Source organism: Bradyrhizobium sp. USDA 4369, from assembly GCF_054056435.1.
On record NZ_JBSRYH010000001.1, the window covers coordinates 6,718,900 to 6,739,696 of the forward strand.

Consider the following 20,797-nt stretch of genomic DNA (forward strand, 5'->3'; position numbering starts at 1 on the left):
AATCATAGCTGCGGCAACTTATGAAGGCGGCAACTCATGCCGCGTCATGAGTTGTATTTTCGCGGCTTCGCCACTCGGAACAGTGTTGACGCCGCGTTAACGTCGGAGACCTAGGATCGCGCGTTGTCATCAGCGTATCCTGAGTTTCCTGGATGTCCCAACACGGCCCGCTCCTCATCGTCTCCCGGTCTTCGCGGCCTTCACTGACTGCGGCCCTCGATGCGGCGCAAATTCTGCCTACAATGGAAGCGCGCTGGGACGCTGCGGCCGGGATCATCTCCCGCGTTCAACCGGCCGCCGTGCTGGCGGTCATGGAGGGCGCCGATACAAGCGAGATGCACGCGTTCTCGCGGCATCTGGAAGCGCGCAAGCCCTACGTGCCGCTGATCGCGATCGCGCCGGGCGAGGCGACCCTGCCCGACAATGCCATTCCCCTGCACGGCAGCGACAACACCGACCGCCTGCTGGCGCGGCTGCGCGCTGCGTTACGGGTCCGCACGCTGCACACGACGGTGCTGCGGCGTCTCGACGAGAAGAAGGCGTCGGACGCCACGATGCCGGATACCGATCCGCTCAGCGATGCGACGGTGCTGCTGCTCGGCCGCGGCGGCTCGCTTCCCGGGCTGTCGGTGGCGCTCGGCGAGCGCATGGCCGTCGTCGGCGCGCTGAGCATCGAAGCCGCGGCCAAGCATCTGTCGAGCCGCGACATCGACGGCATCGTGCTCGGCGAAGGGTTTTCGCCGCGCGTCGTCGACGCCTTCCTCGCTGTGCTCGCCGAGGACACCCGCTTCCGCAATCTCGCCGTCGTTGTCACCGCCAACCAGCCGGCGCCGCTGCAGGAGCTCGCCAATCTCGAGATCATCGCCGGGGCTCCCGCCCATATCGCGGCCAGCGCCCTGCCCCTGATCCGGCAGCATGCCTTCGAGGCCCGCCTCAACCGGACACTGCGCGCCATCGAAGCCGGCGGCATGCTCGATCCGCAGACCGGCCTGCTCACCCGGACCGCCTTCGCACGCGACTTCGCCACCGCCGTCAGCCAGACCCAGAAGAGCGGCGGCAGCCTCGCCGTGGCGCGTTTCGCCTTCGATCCGGTCAGTCCCCGCGCTCAATATGACGGCGCGCGCATCATCAGCCGGCTGATGCGGCGGATGGATTTCGGCACCCACGAGGACAACGGCTCGGTCATCGTCGTGTTCGCCGAGACCGATCTGCGCTCCGCCCATGCGATCGCCCGCCGCCTCTCCAGCGTGATGCGCCACACCTCGCACGGCAAGCGCGACGCCCGCACCGAGCCCGCGATCACCATCGCCGCACTGCAGCCCGGCGACACCGCGCGCACACTGCTGGCGCGCGTCTACAACGAGGCGCAGCGCGCGGCGTCGTGAGTTTCGCGTCACGCTCTCACAGCGTCATTGCGAGCGAAGCGAAGCAATCCAGGGTTCGGACGGGACTCTGGATTGCTTCGCTTCGCGCTTCGCTCGCAATGACGGTTGTGGTCAAGATCTCAGCCAAACACGCACATCTTGAGATCTCGCATTTGCCCTACTCGTCTAATGTCATCAAACCTGGGACTCGGGCACGTGAAGCGGAGCCTTGCGCGATGCAAAACAGACAATCCCGCGACGAGACCGACTGGGTCAGCATTGTCGCGATCGTGTCGGTCTTTCTCATCGCCAGTTTTGCGCTGCATTTCGGATGGCGGCTGCTTTGACTCGCGGCGGCGGGTGACGAGGCCCCAGCCGAGCTGGGAGCCCGCAGGCGAACGGCGATGAAAGCGGCGCTACGCCGCCTTCTTCTTCTCCGCGAGCTCCGCCAGCTCCTTCAGAATATCCGTCGTGCCTTCCAGCCGTTCTTCCGGGGTCTCCCAGACCTGCAGGAACACCACCTTCATGTCGGGGCGCACCTTGGCGGCCTGGCCGTGGCGCTTGATGAAGGCGACCAGACGATCGGGATAGGCGAAGCTGTTGTCGCGGAAGGCGATGACGGCGCCCTTCGGGCCGGCGTCGACCTTCTCGACATTGGCCCTGCGGCAGTAGTTCTTGATCGCAGCGACCTTGAACAGATAGCGCGTCTCGTCCGGCAGCTTGCCGAAACGGTCGCGCAGCTCGGCGGCGAAATTCTCGATCTCCTCGTCGGTTTCGAGATCGGCGAGCCGCCGGTACAGCGACAGCCGGACCGAGAGATCGGAGACGTAGTCCTCCGGGATCAGCACCGGCATGCCGATGGTGATCTGCGGCGACCAGCGGTCGACGGTCGGCTCGGTGATCCCGGCCTTGAGGTTCTCGATCGCCTCCTCCAGCATCGACTGGTAGAGCTCGAAGCCAACCTCCTTGATGTGGCCGGACTGCTCGTCGCCGAGCAGATTGCCGGCGCCGCGGATGTCGAGGTCGTGGCTGGCGAGCTGGAAGCCGGCCCCCAGCGTCTCCAACGACTGCAGCACGCCGAGCCGTTTTTCGGCCTGGGCGCTGATCTTGTGCGTCGACGGCAGCGTGAACAGCGCATAGGCGCGCAGCTTGGAGCGGCCGACGCGGCCGCGCAGCTGATAGAGCTGCGCAAGGCCGAACATGTCGGCGCGGTGCACGATCAGGGTGTTGGCGCGGGGAATGTCGAGGCCGGATTCGACGATCGTGGTCGACAGCAGGATGTCGAACTTGCCGTCGTAGAACGCCCCGATGATGTCCTCGATGACCGTCGGCGCCATCTGGCCATGCGCGACCGCGACCTTCATCTCCGGCACGGTCTTGTCGAGGAACTCCTTGACCTCGGCGAGATCGTCGATGCGCGGCACGACATAGAACGCCTGGCCGCCGCGATAGCGCTCGCGCAGCAGCGCCTCGCGGATCATCACGGGGTCATGCGGCGCGACGAAGGTGCGCACGGCGAGACGATCGACCGGCGGCGAGGCGATGATCGACAGCTCGCGCACGCCGGTCAAAGCGAGTTGCAAGGTGCGCGGGATCGGTGTCGCCGACAAGGTCAGCACGTGGACCTGGGCGCGCAGTTGCTTCAGCCGCTCCTTGTGGCCGACGCCGAAATGCTGCTCCTCGTCGACGATGACGAGGCCGAGGTCGCGGAACTTGACCGACTTGCCGAGCAGCGCATGGGTGCCGACGACGATGTCGACCGAGCCGTCGGCGAGCCCCTTCTTGACCTGGTTGAGCTCCTTGGTCGAGACCAGCCGCGACGCCTGCGCGACATTGACCGGAAAGCCCTTGAAGCGCTCGGTGAAGGTCTTGGCGTGCTGGCGCGCCAGCAGCGTGGTGGGTACGACGACGGCGACCTGTTTGCCGTCGAGCGCGACCGCAAATGCCGCGCGCAGCGCCACCTCGGTCTTGCCGAAGCCGACATCGCCGCAGACCAGCCGGTCCATCGGCCGTCCGGCTTCGAGATCGGCGAGCGTCGCCTGGATCGCGGTGAGCTGGTCCTCGGTCTCGTCATAGGGGAAGCGGGCGCAGAACTCGTCATAGAGGCCGGCCTGCACCGGCAGCTTCGGCGCCTCGTGCAGCATGCGCTCGGCGGCAATCTTGATCAGCTCGCCGGCCATCTCGCGGATGCGGTTCTTCAGCTTGGCCTTGCGGGTCTGCCAGCCCTGGCCGCCGAGCTTGTCGAGCTCGACACTGGTCTGGTCGGAGCCGTAGCGCGACAGCAGTTCGATGTTCTCGACCGGCAGATACAGCTTGGTCTCGCCGGCATAGCGCAGTTCGAGACAGTCATGCGGCGCGCCGGCGACCTCCAGCGTCTGCAGGCCGACGAAGCGGCCGATGCCGTGATCGACATGGACGACGATGTCGCCGATGGCGAGGCTCGTCACCTCCGAGATGAAATTGTCGAGCTTGCGGCTCGCCCGGCGCGGCCGCACCAGGCGGTCGCCGAGAATGTCCTGCTCGGAGATGATCGCGATCTGGTCGGTCTCGAAGCCGGTCTCGAGCCCGAGCACCGCGAGCATGGTCTCGTTGCGCGGCGTCGCCTGCACCATGCGCCAGGTGTTGACGCTGGTGACATGGATCAGCTTGTGGTCCTTCAACATGCTGGCCATGCGGTCGCGCGAGCCTTCGCTCCACAGCGCGATCACGACCTTCTTGCGCACCGATTGCAGCGCCTGGACATGCGCCACCACCGCCTCGAACACGTTGACGGCGGCGTCGTTGCGCTCGGGCGCGAAATTGCGGCCCTGGCGCGCGTTGATGTCCACCACGCCGGTGCCTTCCGGCACGGCGAACGGCGTCATCCGCGCCAGCGGCACGCCTTCCAGCCGCTCGGCCCATTCGGACGATGTCAGATACAGCCGATCGACCGTCAGCGGCTTGTAGATCGCGCCGCCGCCGGGATGCTCCATCGCCTCGCGGCGCGCGTCGTAATAATCGATGATCTGCTTGAAGCGCTCGCGCGCGGCATCCTCGCCCTGCGGCTCGATCACGATCGGCGTGTTCGGCAGATAGTCGAACAGGGTCTCCATCTTGTCATGGAACAGCGGCAGCCAGTGCTCCATCCCGGGATAGCGGCGGCCTTCGCTGACGGCCTCGTACAGCGCATCATCGCGCTCGGGCGCGCCGAACTCGGCAACATAGCCCATGCGGAAGCGGCGGATGGTGTCGGTGACGAGCTGGAATTCCGAGACCGGCACGAGGTCGAGCGAGCGCATGTCGAGCAGGGTGCGCTGGGTTTCGGCATCGAAGGTGCGGATCGATTCCAGGCTGTCGCCGAAGAAGTCGAAGCGCACCGGCTGGTCGAGGCCGGCCGGGAACAGATCGAGGATGCCGCCGCGCACGGCATATTCGCCGCTCTCGCGCACGGTCGACGACCTGACATAGCCATTGTGCTCGAGCCAGGCGACCACCGAGTTCATCGGCACGACATGGCCGGGCGCCACCGACAGCGCCTGCCCGGCCATGGTGTCACGCGACGGCACGCGCTGCACGATGGCATTGACCGTGGTCAGCACGATCAGCGGCTTGTCGCTGCCGGCCAGCCGCGACAGCCGCGCCAAGGTCGTCACGCGCTGCGCCAGGATGCCGCCATGCGGCGAGACGCGGTCATAGGGCTGGCAGTCCCAGGCCGGGAACTGCATCACCGGAAGATCCGGCGCAAAAAAGTCGAGCGCCCGCGCCAGCTGCTGCATCCGCGCGCCGTCGCGGCAGACCACGGCGAGGCTCACCGCCGGCGGCTTCGGCTTGGCCGCGATCGCGCGCGCGAGGTCGGAGACGACGAGGCCCTCGGCGCCCTCGGCGACATTGGCGAGCGTCAGCGCGCGGCCCGGCGCGAGATGCTCGGCAGGCGACTTGACCGGGCTCTTCATCAATCGGCATCCGCCGCGCGGAACGCCTTGATGCGCGCGAACAGCGCCGGCGTCTGCTCCGGCGGCAGCGGCCGGGCGCCAGTCACGGCGGCATAGAAATCCGGGTCCGGCACTTCCAGCAGCTGCTCCAGCTCCGCCAGCTCGCCCTCGGAGAGCGTCCCGATCTCGGCGTCGGCGAAGCGGCCGAGGATCAGGTCCATCTCGCGGGTGCCGCGATGCCAGCAGCGGAACAGAAGCCGCTTGCGGCGGTCGTCTAGGCCTTGGCTCGATCGGGTGGTCCCAGTCATCGCGGTATCCCTGCAGTACAACGCCGAAAGCCCGGACGGTGCCGGGCGCGGTTCGATATAGCGGTGCGCGGGGCCGGTGTCAGCCCTCCCGGGCCGCAGAACCGGCATGCCGGGCCGCCTGCAACAAAAAGAGGTGGATGTCTTGGCATTCGCGGCTATTCCGCCCCACAAACCGCTTTAAGTGTTCGCCCTATGCGTCCTGCCATCCTCAATCCGCTGTTTGCGCCGGTCACCACCCTGTCCGGGGTCGGACCGAAGCAGGACAAGCTGCTGCGCTATCTGCTCAGCTGCAGCGAGACGCCGCGCCTGGTCGACCTGCTGCTGCACCTGCCGGCCAGCGTGATCGACCGCCGCAACGCGGCCCAAGGTGCGCGACGCCGAGGTCGGAACCGTGGTGACGCTCGAAGTCACCGTCGACCGCCACCGCCCGTCACGTAACGCGCGCGCGCCCTATCTGGTTTACGCCAGCGACGAGACCGGCGACGTGGTGCTGACCTTCTTCCGCCCCAAGGGCGACTACATCGAGAAGATGCTGCCGGTCGGCGCCAAGCGCTACGTCTCCGGCACCGTCCAGATGTATGACGGCGTGCCGCAGATCGTCCATCCCCACCCCATCCTGGACGAAGCGGCCTTTGCCAAGCTCTCCGGGATCGACCCGGTCTATCCGCTCACCGAAGGGCTCGCGCTCGGCTCGCTGCGGCGGGCGATTGCGGCGGCGCTGACCAAGCTGCCGGACCTGCCGGAATGGATCAACCCGGAGGTGCTCAGCCGCTGCAACTTCCCCTCGCTGAGGGAGGCGCTGACGCGGGTGCATGTGCCGCAGGAGCTGACGGACATCCTGCCCGAAAACCCGTTCTGGTCGCGCCTCGCCTTCGACGAATTGCTCGCCGGGCAATTGGCGCTGGCGCTGGTGCGGGCGCAGCTGCGCCGGCCGGCCGGCAACCGCCATACCGGCGACGGCCATCTGCGCCGCAAGATCATCGACGCCCTGCCCTATGCGCTGACCAGCTCGCAGGCTGGGGCGCTCGACGCCATCGCGGCGGATCTCGAAAAGCCCGTCCGCATGCTCAGGCTGCTGCAGGGCGATGTCGGCTCGGGCAAGACGGTGGTGGCGCTGCTCGCCGCGGCGGCCGTGGCCGAGGCCGGCAAGCAGGCGGCGTTGATGGCACCGACCGAGATCCTGGCGCGCCAGCACGCCAAGACCATCGCGCCGCTGGCCGAGCGCGCCGGCATGAACGTCGCCATCCTGACCGGCCGCGAGAAAGGCAAGGAGCGCCGCGACATTCTCGGCCGGCTCGAAGCGGGCGAGATCGACCTCCTGATCGGCACCCACGCGCTGATCCAGGACGACGTGATCTTCAAATCGCTGGCGCTCGCCATTGTCGACGAGCAGCACCGCTTCGGCGTGCGCGAGCGGCTGGCGCTCACCTCGAAGGGCGAGGCGGTCGATGTGCTGGTGCTGTCGGCGACGCCGATCCCGCGCACCCTGGTGCTCACTTATTTCGGCGACATGGACATTTCCGAGCTGCGCGAGAAGCCGGCCGGCCGCCAGCCGATCGATACGCGCGCGGTGGCCGACACCAGGCTCGGCGAGGTCATCGACGCCGTCGGCCGCGCTTTGCAGGCCGGCAAGCTGGTGTACTGGATCTGCCCGCTGGTCGAGGAATCCGAGGCCGAGGGCATCGATCATCTCACCAATGCGACCGACCGCTTCGAGAGCCTGCGCGAGCGCTTCGGCGACAAGGTCGGCCTGGTCCACGGCAAGATGAAGGGCAGCGAGAAAGACGAGGTCATGGGCCGCTTCGCGGCGCATGAGTTACGACTCCTGGTTGCGACGACCGTCGTCGAAGTCGGCGTCGACGTGCCGGCCGCGACCATCATGGTGATCGAAAATGCCGAGCGCTTCGGTCTCGCCCAGCTCCACCAGTTGCGCGGCCGCATCGGCCGCGGCTCGGAGGCCTCGACCTGCATCCTGCTCTATCACGAGCCGCTCGGGCAGATGTCTAAGGCGCGGCTCGCGGTGATCCGCGAGACCACCGACGGCTTCCGCATCGCCGAGGAGGACCTCAAGCTGCGCGGCGAAGGCGACGTGCTCGGCATCCGCCAGAGCGGACTGCCCGGCTATCGCATCGCCCGCCCCGAGGTGCACGCCCAGCTGATCACGCAGGCGCGCGACGAGGCGCTGCGGATCCTGAAAGAGGATCCCAAGCTCAAGGGCCCGCGCAGCGGCGCGCTGCGCTGCCTGCTGTATCTCTACGAACGCGACGAGGCGATCCCGCTGCTGACGGCGGGCTAATTTAGACACTCGCAGTCATTGCGAGCGCAGCGACGCAATCCAGAGTCCTCGTTCCGTCCTGGATTGCTTCGCTTCACGCTGCGCTCGCAATGACGCGTGGAGAGAGCTGGGCCTATGTCTTCGCCTTGCAGCGCTCGGCGAACGCCACGAGCTGCGCCGCCTCGGTGCCCTGCCCCTGCACATCCGCGGCGATGTGCTCGAATAGCCGCGCAAACCCTTCATAGATCAGCGCGGCCGGATGATCCTCGCCGAGGAAGCCCGCGATCTCGCGCATCTCGGCGACCCAGCGATAGGCCTTCGGCAGCATGTCCGGCAGCGCGTTGGCGAGCCGCGCCTGGACCTGCGGCAGGCTGAGCGCGAGTTCATCGCGCAGCGCGTCGGCGGCGCCGGCGCGCGTGGCCGCGAGCACCATGGCCGCGCCGAGCCCCGTGAGGCCCTTATTGATACCGGCATAGGACATCTTCAGTGCCGAGGCCGCGCCGATCGGTCCTTCGATCAGCCGCAGGTCGAGCCCGAGCTGGCCCAGCACCGCAATGTCGCCAGCGGCGTCGCCGCTCACATAGAACGCCGGTCCTTTCGTTCCCGGCTTCGGCGGCAGGCCGATGATGGCGGCGTCGACGAGGCGCGCGCCCGACGACAGCACGATGTCCTCGATCGTCCGGATGGTCTCGACGTTCACGGCGTTGCAATCGACGAGGACGGGCTTCTTCGCATTGCGATTGATGAGCGTCGCGAGCTGCTCCGCCAGGGCCACCGCCTCGCCCGGCGGCACGATCGACAGGATGATGTCCGCATCGACGATTTCGGACTCGCTGGCGCCAGTCATGCCGGCTGCGGCCGCCCTCGACTGTGTTGCCGCGCTACGTCCGTCGAGCAGGGTCGGAACCTTGCAGCCATATTCGACGAGGCGGGCGGCGATGGCGCTGCCCATGGCGCCGGGGGCGATGACGGCAATGCTGGGGGGCATGAGGACTGTCTCCGATTCCAAGAACAGTCGCGGAGACTACGCGCATCTCGTGACAAAACTGAACACGCGAAAACCGAGGGGCAGCCCTTCCGGACTGCCCCTCCACGACCGTCGCAGCAGCCGCGCCCCCCAGCGCCTGCTGCGCCGACCGCATCAGAACGAGATCTTCAGCCCGCCGCTGCCGAAGAAGTCGTCGCCGCCGCTCCGGCCGATGGTACGCGACACGTTGGCCGTCAGCGCCACATTGCTCCAGAACGGCGCCACCACGCCGGCGCTGACCCGGCCATACACATTGTGCGAGGTGCCGTTCGGGACCGTCCAGTTGTTGACGATCACAGGCGCCGAGGTCGCGCTGTACTGGATCAGGCGGCCATTGCCGATGATGTCATCGTCGAGCGTCAGGTTCAGATAGGGATGGATCGTGGCGCCCTGCATCTGGAACGGGGTCCGCAACTGCACGCCGAGGCTGCCGATCAGGGTCTCGGCGGTCTGCGAGCCGACGGTCAGCGTCAGCGCCGGATCACCGGCCTCGGTGAAGCCGTCGACGCGGGCCCGCGCATAGGTCAGGCCGCCGATCGGCCCGATCTTGGCGGCGCCGGCATCGAACAGATAGCCGGCCTTGCCGGCGGCGACGAAAGTGGTGCCGCCGGGATTGGAGGTGATGGTGTCGACGACGCCCGGCCGGGTGTTGCGATAATCCTGGTGGCCGATGGTGGTGAGGGCTTCGGCGAACAGGTTGCTGCTGGCCCAGGCGCCGTACAGGCCGAACTGATAGGAGTTGGCGTCCGTGGTGCCGGCATTGTCGAACAGCCGCGCTTTCGGATTGGAATAGTCGAACGCGGTGCCGATGAACGCATTCGCGGACAGCCGGTACTCGACGCCGATGGTGCCGCCGACACTGTCGAGATTGAAGCCGTTGGCGGCGACATTGCCCTGCCGGTCGCTGATGCCGCCATTGCCCTGCATGTAGAACGACCACGGGCTGATGGCCGCGAGCGGCGGCGCCTTGGTGTAAGGCGCCTTGGTGACGGTCGCGAACGAATTCATCGTCGACGGCGCGAACCCGGCGGTCTCGCGAAACTGGTCGAGCTTGCCGAACAAGGTCGCGGCGAAGCCCATCGCCGTGATCGAGGCCACCTCGCCCTGCGGCGCAAAGGTCAGCGGCGCGTTGAGGCGGTTGACGATATATTGCCCGAGCACCTCGAATCCGTGCGAGGTCAGGTGCACGCCGTCGACATAGAACAGATATTGGTTCTGCAGCGCCGGATTGCCGATGCAGGCCACCGGACAGGCGCCGACATTGCTGAAGCCGTAACGCTGCGGATTGGCCTGGATCAGCGTGCCGATCAGCCCGGTGTCGACATATTCGACGCGCACGCCCGACCGCGCAACGCCGGCGAGCGATGCCTGCATCAGGCTGTTATAGGTCTTGCTGTAGGCCGCGCCGGCCGGCGCATTGGCGTTGCCGACCGCCTCCGGCAGCGTGCTGACATCGCCAGCCGTGAACACGATGTTGCGCGCGCCGCTGCCGACCAGCGCGTTGATGCCGGCCATTGCCTGCTGCGCGGTGACCGCGGCGGCGACCGGTGCTCCGGCGAGCGATCCGCCGGCGCGGTAATAGGCCCGCGCATCATTGCCGCCGATCGAAATCTCGACCAGATCGGTCGACGAGATCCGGCCGGAAAAGCCGGTCAATCCGCTCCATTCCTGGAAGAAGCCGGGAATGCCGGGGCCGGCCACGTTGGTGGTGCCGCTGGTGGCGCCGCCGATGGCGTAATTGAGCTGCGGGATGCCGAGCAGCGCCGAGGTCGTGTCGACGAAATTGGTGCCACCGCTGAAGCGCCCGGTGGGATAGAGCGGCAGCTTGCCGATGCCGCCGGTGAAGGTCCAGAGATTGCCCGTATCGGCGTAGCTGTCGCCGAAGGCCTGAATGCGCGTGAGGGCGGTTTGGGCGGACGCGGGCCCCGATGGTTGCAAACACGCTCCCGACAGGGCAACTGCACACAACAACGACGTCCTGCTCACAGGCCTCATACGCGCCTCCCCAACGCCTTACATTTGTTGACTGAATGTTTCCATGGCGACGGGTTGCAGGACCACCACCTTGCGGTTGTAGAGAGAACACCAGGATGCTCTGTGCCTTTCGCGCATCATCATGCAGCGCAGCGTGCCGCCCAATGAACGTCGGTCCATCCGGCGCACGGCAAGCCACCGCCTGCGGCCATGCAGGCTGCTGACAGAATCCGGCAGCGGCACGGGTAGTTTGCGGGCTCAGACGCGCCGCCGGCGCTGACACTGGAGACCGACAATGCCCGATCTCAGCTTTCTCATCCTGTATGTCGACAACCCGCCGAACAGCGCGACCTTCTATGCCGGCCTGCTCGGCAGCCCGATCGTCGAGCAAGCCCCCACCTTCGCGATGCTCCCGCTGCGCGAGGGCGTCATGCTGGGATTGTGGTCACGACACACGGTCGAACCGGCTGCAGCCGGCGCGGCGGGCTGCAGCGAGGTGGCCTTCACGGTGGCCGATGCCGGTGAGGTCCAGAGGCTTCACGACGATTGGAAGGCCCGCGGCCTGCAGATTGCGCAGGCACCGACGCGGATGGATTTCGGCACCACCTTCGTGGCGCTCGATCCCGACGGGCATCGGCTGCGTGTCTTCGTCCCGCAGGACGCGTGACGGCCGGCCGCCTCGGGCGGCCTCGTCAGTCGGCCTTGTTAGTCCGCCTTGTTAGTCCGCCTTGGCGGTCTCCGGCTCCAGGCGCGCCGCTGGCTGCGGCTGGGAATTGGCGATGCGCGCGGCGTTCGCCACATTGGCGAGCGCCGCGACCTTCTTCTGCTGATCGGAGCCGGGCTGCACCACGCCGGCCGACATGATCAGGGTCGCCGCGTCCTCGGCGCTCATGTCGATCTCGATGATCTTGCTCTTCGGCAGATAGAAAAAGAAGCCCGTGGTCGGGTTCGGCGCACACGGCAGAAACACCGAGATCTGCTCCTCGTCGCCGGGCAGCCGGCTCGCGACCTCGACGCACGGCGGCTGCGAGATCAGCACGATCGACCACATTCCGGGCGAGGGAAACTCGACCAGGCCGACGCGGCGCAGGCTGGAGCCCTTGCCCGAGAACAGCGTCTCGAACACTTGCTTGAGGCCGCGATAGATCGCGCGCACCGCCGGGATGCGGCCGAGCAGCCGCTCGCCGAGATCGACGAGCGTGCGGCCGATCAGGTTGGCGGTCAGGAAGCCGAGCAGCGTGAGACCGATCACGGCGACGATCAGGCCGGAGCCCGGGACGCCGAATGGCAGATAGGTCTCGGGACGGTAGACCAGCGGCACGAACGGCCGCACCAGACCGTCCACCCAGGTCACGAACCACCAGGTGATGTAGAGCGTGATGGCGACGGGGCCGGCGACGACCAGACCGGTCAGAAAATAGTTTCGAAACCGAAACATCAACCCATGATGGGGCGTCTCGGCTTGAGCATCGGCCAAGGGGTCGTTTTGGGGCGGCAGGTCGTCGCGGGAACTCATGCGGACTTCCGGGGTCGGATCAAATCTCAGCTAGGGTCTTAGCAGATTTTTGGAAGGACAAGGCCCCCTTTCCGACACAGCCGGGCGCTTTGCCGCTGCCGTGTGACCCATCCGCCGGACGATTGTGACGATCCGTGTCACTATTTTTCCGCAGGATACGCCGCATAAATCCACCCGACGGGCAGATCCGGCGCTAGGCGCGCAGCGGCAGAGCGAGGCCCACGGCCACGAAGATGCCGCCACAGACCTGGTTGAAGCGCCGTCCGACCCGGGCGAGCCAGGGGCGCACCCGTGCGGCGAAACTCGCGATGGCGACCTCGGTGACGAACTCGGTGACCGTATAGGTCACGGCAACGACGGTGAACTGTACCAGGAGGCTTCGGTCGGGGTCGATGAATTGCGGCAACAGCGCACTGAAGAACAGCAGGCATTTGGGGTTCGTGGCCGCGGTGAGGAAACCAGCCCTGAACAGCGCTGGTCCGCTGACGGTGACACGGTCGCGGCTGACATCGACGGCCACCGGCGGCGACCGCCACAGCCTGATGCCGAGCCAGGCGAGATAGAGCCCGCCGCCCCATTTCAGCACCACCAGCCAGGTGATCGACGCCTGCACCAGCGCGCCGATGCCGAACATGCAGAGCGCAATGACCAGGACGAAGCCGATCAAGCCGCCCGCGATCGTGAACAGCGTCTTGCGCCCGCCATGCAGCGCGCCATGGGTCAGGGCCAGCAGGCCGTTCGGCCCGGGGGTGAGGGAGATCCCGACCGAGGTGACCAGGAACAGCAGCCAGGTGTTGAGTGCCATCTTGATCCCCTGTCGACGCGGATCAATCGATCCGTGTCCAGGATCACCGCCAGATGCTGATGACTGATCCCAGTCCGGATGGCAAGCGGGCGGTCACAGTCGTCTCCGCGCGGCCTGCGCAGCAGGCACATCCGCCAATGAGCGAGCCGTCACACCTGGGCATCCACATCGTGATGGGCAAGCCGCTGGACGTGGATGGCCGGGATCAAGCCCGGCCATGACGACGCGGAGTGGGAGAGCCTCAAGCCTGAGACCTTTGTAGCCGCGGTAAGGATCCAAGGCGGCGGAGGTGACCCCGCCTACTCCACCGTGACCGATTTGGCGAGATTGCGCGGCTGGTCGACGTCTGTCCCCATCACCACGGCGGTGTGATAGGCCAGCAGTTGCACCGGGATGGCGTAGACGATCGGCGTGAAGGTCGCGGCCATGTCGGGCATGATGATCGTGACCAGCGAGTCCACGGTGGCCTCTTCGGCCCCCTTGGCATCTGTCATCAGGATGATGTTGCCGCCGCGCGCCGCGACCTCCTGCATGTTCGATACCGTCTTCTCGAACACGCGGTCATAAGGCGCAATGACGACAACCGGCATGGTCTCGTCGATCAGCGCGATCGGACCATGCTTCAGCTCGCCGGCGGCGTAGCCTTCGGCGTGGATGTAGGAGATCTCCTTCAGCTTCAGCGCGCCTTCCAGCGCCAGCGGATAGGAGGTGCCGCGGCCGAGATAGAGCACGTCTTTCGACTTGGCGATCTCGCGGGCGAGCTTCTCGATCTGCGGCTCGATGGTGAGGGCCGCCGCGATCAGGCGCGGCACCTCGACGAGGCCGTGCACCAGCTTGGTCTCGTCGGCCTCGGACAATTCGCCACGGCCGCGGCCGGCGGCAATCGCCAGCGCGGCCAGCACCATCAGCTGGCAGGTGAACGCCTTGGTCGAAGCGACGCCGATCTCGGGGCCCGCCAGGGTCGGCATCACGATCTCGCTCTCGCGCGCAATCGTGGAGGTCGGCACGTTGACAACGGACAGGGTGTGAACACCCTGCGCCTTGGCGTAGCGCAGCGCGGCGAGCGTGTCGGCCGTCTCACCCGATTGCGAGATGAAGATCGCGAGGTCGCCCTTGCGCAGCGGCGCCTCGCGGTAGCGGAACTCGGAGGCGACGTCGAGCTCGACCGGCACCCGCGCGAACCGCTCGAACCAATATTTGGCGACGAAACCGGCATAGCTCGCGGTGCCGCAGGCGGTGATCGAGATGCGCTGAATGTCCTTGAAGTCGAACGGCAGGCGCGCCGGCAGCATCACGCGCTCGGTGCCCATGTCGACATAGCGCGCCAGCGTATGGCCGACGACCTCCGGCTGCTCGTGGATCTCCTTGGCCATGAAGTGGCGGTAGTTGGCCTTGTCGACCAGCGAGGTCGATGGACCATGCTTGACGATCTCGCGGTCGGCGATCGCGTTGTTGCGATCGTAGACCGTGGCGCCCTTGTGGGTCAGCACCACCCAGTCGCCATCCTCGAGATAGCTGATGTTGTCGGTGAGCGGTCCAAGCGCGATCGCGTCCGACCCCAGATACATCTCGCCATTGCCATATCCGACCGCGAGCGGCGGACCATTGCGCGCGCCGATCAGAAGATCGTCCTGGCCCGCGAAGATGAAGCCGAGCGCAAAGGCTCCCCGCAGTTTCGCCAGGGTCTCGCGCACGGCGTCGACCGGAGCCATGCCCTGGCTCAAGAGATCATCGACGAGATGCACCACGATCTCGGTGTCGGTCTCGGTTGCGAACACCGTGCCCTTCTTCTGCAGGGCTTCGCGCAGCTCGTGGAAGTTCTCGATGATGCCATTGTGGACGACGGCGACGCGATCCGTCGCGTGCGGATGCGCATTGTTCTCGGTCGGCTTGCCATGCGTCGCCCAGCGCGTATGACCGATGCCGGTGAATCCCTTCAGCGGCTGAGCCTGAAGCCGCGCTTCGAGATTCTTCAGCTTGCCCTCGGCGCGCCGGCGCTCCAGGACGCCGCCTTCGAGCGTGGCGACGCCGGCAGAGTCATAACCGCGATATTCGAGCCGCTTGAGCGAATCCACCAACTGCTCGGCGACCGGCCCGCGTCCCAAAATGCCGACAATTCCGCACATGCCGAGCTATTCCCCAAATTGTCCAAACAGATTCAAATGCGTGGCGTTGTCTTAACGGAATCCGTGCGCTTTCAGGATTCAATAATTATTGCGGATTGCGACACGGTTAAGTGGCGGACTTCAGCGCGCGGAGAGGCGTGCAACTCCGGTTAGACGCGGAGGTCCCAATGGAAGCGAGCTTAACGTCCGGTCAATGCTTTCGCGCAGACAATGTCGCGTCGGAGATGATCACATGACCACCACGCGTCGCCCATCTGATCCCAAAGGCACCGGCTCGCTGAGCCTGTCGCATCCCGAGTCGGGCAGCCATCTCGCGCATTGGCCGCCGCCGACCATGAGCCGCGAGCTCAAGCCGATGCCGGTCAAGCATCGCAGCAGCGAACCGGTCAAGCACGCTACCCGTCGCGGCTGGCGGCTGACACGCGCGATGTTCGCCGAGTTCCAGGACGACGAAGGCTAGGCCGCCGGGCCCAGTTCACTTCTTCTGGCGTTGCTTGGCGCTGCGGAAGCGCGCGGCGGCTCCCTCGCGGGTCGTCTGCGGGCTGCGCTCGAGCGCCAGCGCGTCCTCGGGCACGTCGCGCGTGATCACCGAGCCCGAGCCGATATAAGCGCGCGCGCCGATGTTGATGGGGGCGACCAGCGACGTGTTGGTGCCGATGAAGGCGCCCTCGCCGATCCTGGTCTTATGCTTGTTGAAGCCGTCATAATTGCAGGTGATGGTGCCGGCCCCGATATTGGAATGGGCACCGACATGGGCGTCGCCGATATAGGACAAATGGTTGACCTTGACGCCCGCCTCCAGCACCGCGGCCTTGGCCTCGACGAAATTGCCGATCTTGGCGCCGTCGCCCATTGATGTGCCGGGCCGCAGCCGCGCGAACGGTCCCAGCAGGGTGTTGCGGCCGAGCGTCGACTGCACGATGTGCGAGAATGAATGGATGACGGCACCGTCGCCGATGGAGACGCCAGGACCGATCACGACGAACGGCTCGATCGTCACGTCCTTGCCGAACTTGGTGTCGGCCGCGAGATAGACGGTCTCCGGCGCAATCAGGGTCACGCCCGCGTCCATCGCCGCCTGCCGCAAACGGTGCTGCATCACGGCCTCGGCCTCGGCAAGCTGCGCCTTGGTGTTGATGCCGCGCACCTCGTCCTCCGAGGTTTCGATGACGGCCGCATCCAGTCCCTGCGCGCGTGCGATCGCCACAGCGTCGACCAGATAATATTCGCCCTTGCTGTTGGCGTTGCCGATCTTGTCCAGGATGGCCAGCGCATGCCGGCCATCCATCGCCATCACCCCGGCATTGCACAGCGTGATCGCGCGCTCCGCCTCGGTCGCATCGGCCTGCTCGCGGATGGCGACCAGTTTGCTTCCGTCCATCAGCAACCGCCCGTAACCGGTCGGATCGGCGGCGCGAAAGCCGAGCACGGCAAGCGCCGCGCCCTCAGCGAGCTGCGCGCGCAGCCGCGCGAAGGTCGCAGCCGTAATCAATGGCGTATCGCCAAAGGCAATCAGCAGATCGTCGGCGCCGCGGGCGATCGCCTCGCGCGCCGCCAAGACCGCATGCGCGGTCCCACGCCGCTCGCGCTGGATGAAAATGTCGACATCGGGCCGCAGGCGCTTGGCCTCCGTCTCGACCGCGGCGTGCTCCGGTCCAAGCACCACGGCGAGGCGGGCGCCATCTCCACTCGGCGCCGCCGCCAGCACGTGGGCCAGCATCGATTCGCCGGCGACCGGGTGCAGCACCTTCGGCAGGCTCGCGCGCATCCGCGTGCCCTCACCCGCGGCAAGCACGATTGTGAGACTGGATCGAGCGGTCATTCAACACCTTGAATTGAGAGGCAAATCAGCACACGGCCACACCGCGTTGTCATAATGCGTTTTCTGCCCGCGGCAAACCTCCACCGACTGAAGCCTGCAGTGGTTTTCCTGTTAATGTTCGCCCGTGATTCGATTAAGGCAGGTTCATGGCTAAGGACTCCCACAATTCAGCCGCAGTTCGAGGAGTTGAGAAAACCGGCGGAAAGCTGTCCGGATTGTTCGCGGACGAGAACGAGTTCGACCGCCGGACGCTGTGGCGGCTCGGCTGGTGGGGTGCGGGTGCCGTGGGAGCCGTCGGCCTGGCCATTTTCGCCAGTCAGACCGCGCAGGGCTGGCGTCGCGACCGGGTTTCGGCGGCCGATCTGTCGCGCCAGACCCAGTTGATCCAGTCGCTCGCTAGGGAGACGCAGGGCGAAGCGCGTCAGCTCGCGGCGGCCATCGAGACGCTCAACACCGACCGCGACCGGCTCTATGCCCGGGTCACCGTGCTCGAGCAGGGCCTGGACTCCGTCACCGGCGCGCTTGCCAAACAGACGCCGCCCCAGGCCGCGGCAAGCCCGGCCCCGAACAGCCGGAGCGCGCCGCCGCCGGCGGTCGCCGCTGTGGAGTCGCAGCCGCCATCGCCCTCGCCCAGTCCGGCATCGCCGAGCCCGCTGCCGGCCTATGCGAACATGTCGCCTTTCATGGCGGCGCCGACCATGGTTCCGGGAGCCGGGGCCGGACGTGCCGGCACGACCGCTTCGCCGGCGCCGGCGCCCTCGCCCGCGGCAACGCCCGCCACGGCGAGTTCGGCCGCGCCGGCCGCAGCCAAGCCACCTGACGCTGAGAAGATCGCCAAGGCCGAGCCGGCGGATTCCGCCAGCCCGACCGACAGTTCGGACAACGTCGCAACAGCTGTCCAGAAAACCGAATTCGCGGTCGATCTCGGCGGCGCGAATTCGATTGGCGGTCTGCGCACGATGTGGCGCGGCCTGAGCAAGACCAACGCCGATCTCGCCGCGCTGCGCCCGATTATCATCCTCAAAGAGGGCCAATCAGGCCCCGGCATGCAGCTGCGGCTCGGCGCTGGTCCGCTCAGCGATGCGGCCGCGGCCGCCCGGATCTGCGCGACGCTGACAGAACTGCAGCGCACCTGTGAAACCACGGTCTATGACGGCCAGCGGCTGTCGCTGCGCGATGAGCCGGACGGCTCCGACGCCGCGAAGTCGGCTGCGCCGGCGCCAGCAGCCCAGAAGCCGCCGGCGCAACGCCGCCGCACGCTGCAGCCCCAGGCGCTGCAGCAGCGCCATGGCAAGCGCGAGGAACCGCCGCCACCCCCCGGCGGCGGCCGCGCCGGCGCCTCCGCCCGAGCCGCCCAAGCCCGAGCAGCCCTCGGCGCTGTCGTCCTTCTTCCGCCGCTCCTGATCGAATTCATCTGCTCCGCGAAGCGCTTGGACCGGCCTGTGAAAGCAGAGCGGACCCGCTTTGCGGCTTGTCCGCACGGCCGTTCCGCAGCATAGTCCGGCGCATGAAAAAGACCCCGTTCCGCCTCTCGCCCTATCAGGTGCAATGGCTCCTGATCGTTGGCTTCGTCACCGTCGGTTACGCCCTCTATCTGCGCTATCTCGCGATCGAGCTGTCGAGCGTCGCGCTCGCCTGCGACGCGGGTCTGCAGACCCTGGCCTGCAAGAGCCGGGCAGTGGCGACGACGCTGTTCAAGAATTCCGTGTTCGGCGCCACCGCGCTGGTGATCGCGGTCCTGCATGTGATGCGGCCGTCGATCGTGCTGCTGACCGGCGGGCTGATCGCCGCGGGCCTCGGCATCGTTCTTTACAATATCGTGCTGTCGGGGCTGGCGATCGGCCTGCTCATCCTCGGATTTGCACGGCCCGCGCCCGCCACAGCGTGACGGCGAGCGTCAGGTACATCGCGCAGGTCCACAGCGCCTGCCAATTGTCGCGCCCCTCATTGTAGATCACATAGACCGAGGAGATCGCGAGCAGGCCGGCGAAGCTCGCCTCCGCGATCGGCCGGCCGCCCTGCGCCGGCCGGTTGGCCAGCAGCATCGCGAACGGCACCACCGCCATGGTCAGGCTGGCGAACGGAAAGTCGCGGTAGCGCGGATCGAACACGAAGCCGAGCGCGGTCTCGGCCGCGATCAGCACGGTCACGATCAGCACCAGGCCGAGGGCATAGGTGATCTTGAGCTGCTTGCGGCCGTCATTCGGCCCGAGCAGGTCGAGGAAGGTCGGCAGGGGCCGGCCGGCCATCGCGGCATTGGCCCCCAGGATCGGCGCCAGCACGCCGGCGGCGAGCAGCGCACCCCATTGCAGCCAGCCGCCGACGCCCAGACTCTCATAGAACATCTTGTCCGCGGCCATGCCGAACAGCACGCCCGCCGTGGTCGCGGAGATTCCGACCCCGAGCCAGGCCGAGAGGTGCGGCGGCCACGGCCGGCGGCGCACGGTCAGCCAGCCCGACAGGAACACCACGACGGACAGGATCATGCCGGCCGCCATCTGCAGCTTCCACTGCGGATAGTTGCTGACCGGCTGGCCCGGCGGATATTTCAGCGCGCGCTGGTCGTCGCTGATCAGGCCCCAATAGCCGCCGACGGTGCCTTCGAGCTTGCGCTTCCAGGGCTGGTCATAGGCCTCGATCAGATTGACGCGGAAATTCTCGCGCTTGGCCAGCGTCAGGATCTCCGACACCACGCGGGCCTGGTTGGCGCGCGACGGCAGCGCGCCCTCGCGCATGCGGCCCTCGCTCGGCCAGCCGGTCTCGCCGATCAGGATCTCCTTGCCGGGAAACGCCACGCCGACCTGCTGGCGGATCGTGTCGACATGGGCGGCGGCGAATTTCGCGCGCACCGGCATGTCCTCCCAATAGGGCAGGATGTGCACCGTGACGAAATCGACGATGTCGTAGAGTTCGCGGTTGCGCAGCCAATATTCCCACACATCGGCATAGGTGACGGGCACCGTGACCTGCGCCTTGACGCTGCGAATCGTCGCGGCGAGATCGGCGGTGGTCATCTCGCCGCGCAGCAGCACCTCATTGCCGACCACGGCCGACGTGATCACGCCCGGATAGCGCTTGATCAGGTCGACGGCGATGCCGATCTGCTGCTGGTTCTTCAGCTTGTTGGAGCCGAGCCAGATGCCCTGGATGACCTTGATGCCGACGCGCGCCGCGATCCCCGGCACCTGGTCGAGCCCGTTCTCGATCGAATAGGTGCGCACGCAATCCGCGATTTTGGCGAGCTGGACCAGGTCCTGCTCGATCTGGTCGGCCTCGATATGCGTGGTCGGATCCAGCGGGCTCTGCTGGCCGCGGAACGGCGCGTAGGAGACGCATTGAACTTTGGAATCGAGCTCGATGGGGGCGCGTGCGAGCACAATGGGCTTGGCGAGCCACCACCACATGGCGGCGATGACACCCAAGGAAATGAGCAGAAGCGCCAGCGGTGTACGAAGGGATTTCAGTTCCGTTCTCCAGGCAGGGTGCAGTCGATTACCCGGTCGGCGGCGATCTGCCAAGGGCTCTGCCGCACGCGCGTCATCGGCCCCGCGCGGCGGCAATGGCGGCGTGGCATTGGCGATGCTTTACGATGTGCGGCGAGAAAGTTGGGGCCTTGCTGGACAAAATCCGCGATTCCGGTCATTGGGACTCCCCGGATGCTCCGAGCAC

At 66.8% G+C, this 20,797-nt stretch carries 16 protein-coding genes and 1 pseudogene; 7 read left to right on the top strand and 10 right to left on the bottom strand.

Going from position 1 to position 20,797, the window contains the following annotated elements:
• Positions 1 to 152: 152 nt before the first annotated feature.
• Positions 153 to 1,385, top strand: coding sequence for a GGDEF domain-containing protein (locus tag ACVIJ6_RS30480; protein WP_456775737.1), 1,233 nt, complete (start codon positions 153 to 155; stop codon positions 1,383 to 1,385).
• 395 nt (positions 1,386 to 1,780) lie between these two features.
• On the opposite strand, the gene mfd is transcribed toward ACVIJ6_RS30480, so the two are convergent.
• Both mfd and ACVIJ6_RS30490 read right to left on the bottom strand, forming a co-directional pair.
• A complete protein-coding gene (gene mfd / locus ACVIJ6_RS30485; RefSeq protein ID WP_456775738.1) occupies positions 1,781 to 5,296 on the bottom strand; it encodes a transcription-repair coupling factor in 3,516 nt (1,171 codons plus the stop codon).
• The gene (locus tag ACVIJ6_RS30490; protein ID WP_012044220.1) at positions 5,296 to 5,583 is read right to left on the bottom strand and encodes a succinate dehydrogenase assembly factor 2; all 288 of its coding nucleotides are present in this window, start codon (positions 5,581 to 5,583) and stop codon (positions 5,296 to 5,298) included. Before ACVIJ6_RS30490 ends, mfd begins: the two co-directional genes overlap by 1 nt.
• A 192-nt stretch (positions 5,584 to 5,775) precedes the next feature.
• On the opposite strand from ACVIJ6_RS30490, the pseudogene recG reads away from it, so the two are divergent.
• Positions 5,776 to 7,879: pseudogene (gene recG / locus ACVIJ6_RS30495) on the top strand (ATP-dependent DNA helicase RecG).
• 112 nt (positions 7,880 to 7,991) lie between these two features.
• Here the strand turns inward: recG and ACVIJ6_RS30500 are convergent.
• On the bottom strand, positions 7,992 to 8,846 hold the full coding sequence (locus ACVIJ6_RS30500; RefSeq protein WP_456775739.1) for a DUF1932 domain-containing protein: 855 nt from the start codon (positions 8,844 to 8,846) through the stop codon (positions 7,992 to 7,994).
• A 153-nt stretch (positions 8,847 to 8,999) separates the two neighbouring features.
• A complete protein-coding gene (locus ACVIJ6_RS30505; protein WP_456775740.1) occupies positions 9,000 to 10,880 on the bottom strand; it encodes an autotransporter domain-containing protein in 1,881 nt (626 codons plus the stop codon).
• 274 nt (positions 10,881 to 11,154) lie between these two features.
• On the opposite strand from ACVIJ6_RS30505, the gene ACVIJ6_RS30510 reads away from it, so the two are divergent.
• On the top strand, positions 11,155 to 11,526 hold the full coding sequence (locus tag ACVIJ6_RS30510) for a VOC family protein (protein ID WP_456775741.1): 372 nt from the start codon (positions 11,155 to 11,157) through the stop codon (positions 11,524 to 11,526).
• A gap of 51 nt (positions 11,527 to 11,577) precedes the next feature.
• On the opposite strand, the gene ACVIJ6_RS30515 is transcribed toward ACVIJ6_RS30510, so the two are convergent.
• Positions 11,578 to 12,375 (bottom strand): DUF502 domain-containing protein, encoded by a 798-nt coding sequence (locus ACVIJ6_RS30515; RefSeq protein WP_456775742.1) that lies wholly within the window; start codon positions 12,373 to 12,375, stop codon positions 11,578 to 11,580.
• Positions 12,376 to 12,568: 193 nt separating this feature from the next.
• Complete coding sequence (locus ACVIJ6_RS30520; protein ID WP_456775743.1) at positions 12,569 to 13,180, bottom strand: LysE family translocator; 612 nt, start codon at positions 13,178 to 13,180, stop codon at positions 12,569 to 12,571.
• A gap of 53 nt (positions 13,181 to 13,233) precedes the next feature.
• On the opposite strand from ACVIJ6_RS30520, the gene ACVIJ6_RS30525 reads away from it, so the two are divergent.
• On the top strand, positions 13,234 to 13,401 hold the full coding sequence (locus tag ACVIJ6_RS30525; RefSeq protein WP_456775744.1) for a hypothetical protein: 168 nt from the start codon (positions 13,234 to 13,236) through the stop codon (positions 13,399 to 13,401).
• A gap of 78 nt (positions 13,402 to 13,479) precedes the next feature.
• On the opposite strand, the gene glmS is transcribed toward ACVIJ6_RS30525, so the two are convergent.
• Positions 13,480 to 15,306 (bottom strand): glutamine--fructose-6-phosphate transaminase (isomerizing), encoded by a 1,827-nt coding sequence (gene glmS / locus ACVIJ6_RS30530; protein ID WP_456775745.1) that lies wholly within the window; start codon positions 15,304 to 15,306, stop codon positions 13,480 to 13,482.
• Between the two features lie 232 nt (positions 15,307 to 15,538).
• Between glmS and ACVIJ6_RS30535 the strand changes: the two genes are divergently transcribed.
• On the top strand, positions 15,539 to 15,766 hold the full coding sequence (locus ACVIJ6_RS30535) for a hypothetical protein (RefSeq protein WP_012044229.1): 228 nt from the start codon (positions 15,539 to 15,541) through the stop codon (positions 15,764 to 15,766).
• A gap of 15 nt (positions 15,767 to 15,781) precedes the next feature.
• On the opposite strand, the gene glmU is transcribed toward ACVIJ6_RS30535, so the two are convergent.
• A complete protein-coding gene (gene glmU, locus ACVIJ6_RS30540; RefSeq protein WP_456775746.1) occupies positions 15,782 to 17,128 on the bottom strand; it encodes a bifunctional UDP-N-acetylglucosamine diphosphorylase/glucosamine-1-phosphate N-acetyltransferase GlmU in 1,347 nt (448 codons plus the stop codon).
• A 146-nt stretch (positions 17,129 to 17,274) separates the two neighbouring features.
• Between glmU and ACVIJ6_RS30545 the strand changes: the two genes are divergently transcribed.
• Both ACVIJ6_RS30545 and ACVIJ6_RS30550 read left to right on the top strand, forming a co-directional pair.
• Entirely contained in the window at positions 17,275 to 18,627 is a 1,353-nt protein-coding gene (locus ACVIJ6_RS30545; protein ID WP_456775747.1) for a hypothetical protein, read from the top strand.
• Positions 18,628 to 18,635: 8 nt separating this feature from the next.
• Complete coding sequence (locus ACVIJ6_RS30550; protein ID WP_008963041.1) at positions 18,636 to 19,016, top strand: hypothetical protein; 381 nt, start codon at positions 18,636 to 18,638, stop codon at positions 19,014 to 19,016.
• On the opposite strand, the gene ACVIJ6_RS30555 is transcribed toward ACVIJ6_RS30550, so the two are convergent.
• Positions 18,976 to 20,532, bottom strand: coding sequence for a glycoside hydrolase family 17 protein (locus tag ACVIJ6_RS30555; protein WP_456775748.1), 1,557 nt, complete (start codon positions 20,530 to 20,532; stop codon positions 18,976 to 18,978). The two genes, ACVIJ6_RS30550 and ACVIJ6_RS30555, sit on opposite strands and share 41 nt — an antisense overlap.
• Positions 20,533 to 20,588: 56 nt before the next feature.
• Positions 20,589 to 20,771, bottom strand: coding sequence for a hypothetical protein (locus ACVIJ6_RS30560; protein WP_456775749.1), 183 nt, complete (start codon positions 20,769 to 20,771; stop codon positions 20,589 to 20,591).
• Positions 20,772 to 20,797 lie beyond the last annotated feature (26 nt).

Excerpts from the sequence above, each read along its gene's own strand:
- ACVIJ6_RS30480 (WP_456775737.1), top strand. The coding sequence starts at position 153 with ATGTCCCAACACGGCCCGCTCCTCATCGTCTCCCGGTCTTCGCGGCCT.
- mfd (WP_456775738.1), bottom strand. The coding sequence starts at position 5,296 with ATGAAGAGCCCGGTCAAGTCGCCTGCCGAGCATCTCGCGCCGGGCCGC.
- ACVIJ6_RS30490 (WP_012044220.1), bottom strand. The coding sequence starts at position 5,583 with ATGACTGGGACCACCCGATCGAGCCAAGGCCTAGACGACCGCCGCAAG.
- ACVIJ6_RS30500 (WP_456775739.1), bottom strand. The coding sequence starts at position 8,846 with ATGCCCCCCAGCATTGCCGTCATCGCCCCCGGCGCCATGGGCAGCGCC.
- ACVIJ6_RS30505 (WP_456775740.1), bottom strand. The coding sequence starts at position 10,880 with ATGAGGCCTGTGAGCAGGACGTCGTTGTTGTGTGCAGTTGCCCTGTCG.
- ACVIJ6_RS30510 (WP_456775741.1), top strand. The coding sequence starts at position 11,155 with ATGCCCGATCTCAGCTTTCTCATCCTGTATGTCGACAACCCGCCGAAC.
- ACVIJ6_RS30515 (WP_456775742.1), bottom strand. The coding sequence starts at position 12,375 with ATGAGTTCCCGCGACGACCTGCCGCCCCAAAACGACCCCTTGGCCGAT.
- ACVIJ6_RS30520 (WP_456775743.1), bottom strand. The coding sequence starts at position 13,180 with ATGGCACTCAACACCTGGCTGCTGTTCCTGGTCACCTCGGTCGGGATC.
- ACVIJ6_RS30525 (WP_456775744.1), top strand. The coding sequence starts at position 13,234 with ATGCTGATGACTGATCCCAGTCCGGATGGCAAGCGGGCGGTCACAGTC.
- glmS (WP_456775745.1), bottom strand. The coding sequence starts at position 15,306 with ATGTGCGGAATTGTCGGCATTTTGGGACGCGGGCCGGTCGCCGAGCAG.
- ACVIJ6_RS30535 (WP_012044229.1), top strand. The coding sequence starts at position 15,539 with ATGACCACCACGCGTCGCCCATCTGATCCCAAAGGCACCGGCTCGCTG.
- glmU (WP_456775746.1), bottom strand. The coding sequence starts at position 17,128 with ATGACCGCTCGATCCAGTCTCACAATCGTGCTTGCCGCGGGTGAGGGC.
- ACVIJ6_RS30545 (WP_456775747.1), top strand. The coding sequence starts at position 17,275 with ATGGCTAAGGACTCCCACAATTCAGCCGCAGTTCGAGGAGTTGAGAAA.
- ACVIJ6_RS30550 (WP_008963041.1), top strand. The coding sequence starts at position 18,636 with ATGAAAAAGACCCCGTTCCGCCTCTCGCCCTATCAGGTGCAATGGCTC.
- ACVIJ6_RS30555 (WP_456775748.1), bottom strand. The coding sequence starts at position 20,532 with ATGTGGTGGTGGCTCGCCAAGCCCATTGTGCTCGCACGCGCCCCCATC.
- ACVIJ6_RS30560 (WP_456775749.1), bottom strand. The coding sequence starts at position 20,771 with ATGACCGGAATCGCGGATTTTGTCCAGCAAGGCCCCAACTTTCTCGCC.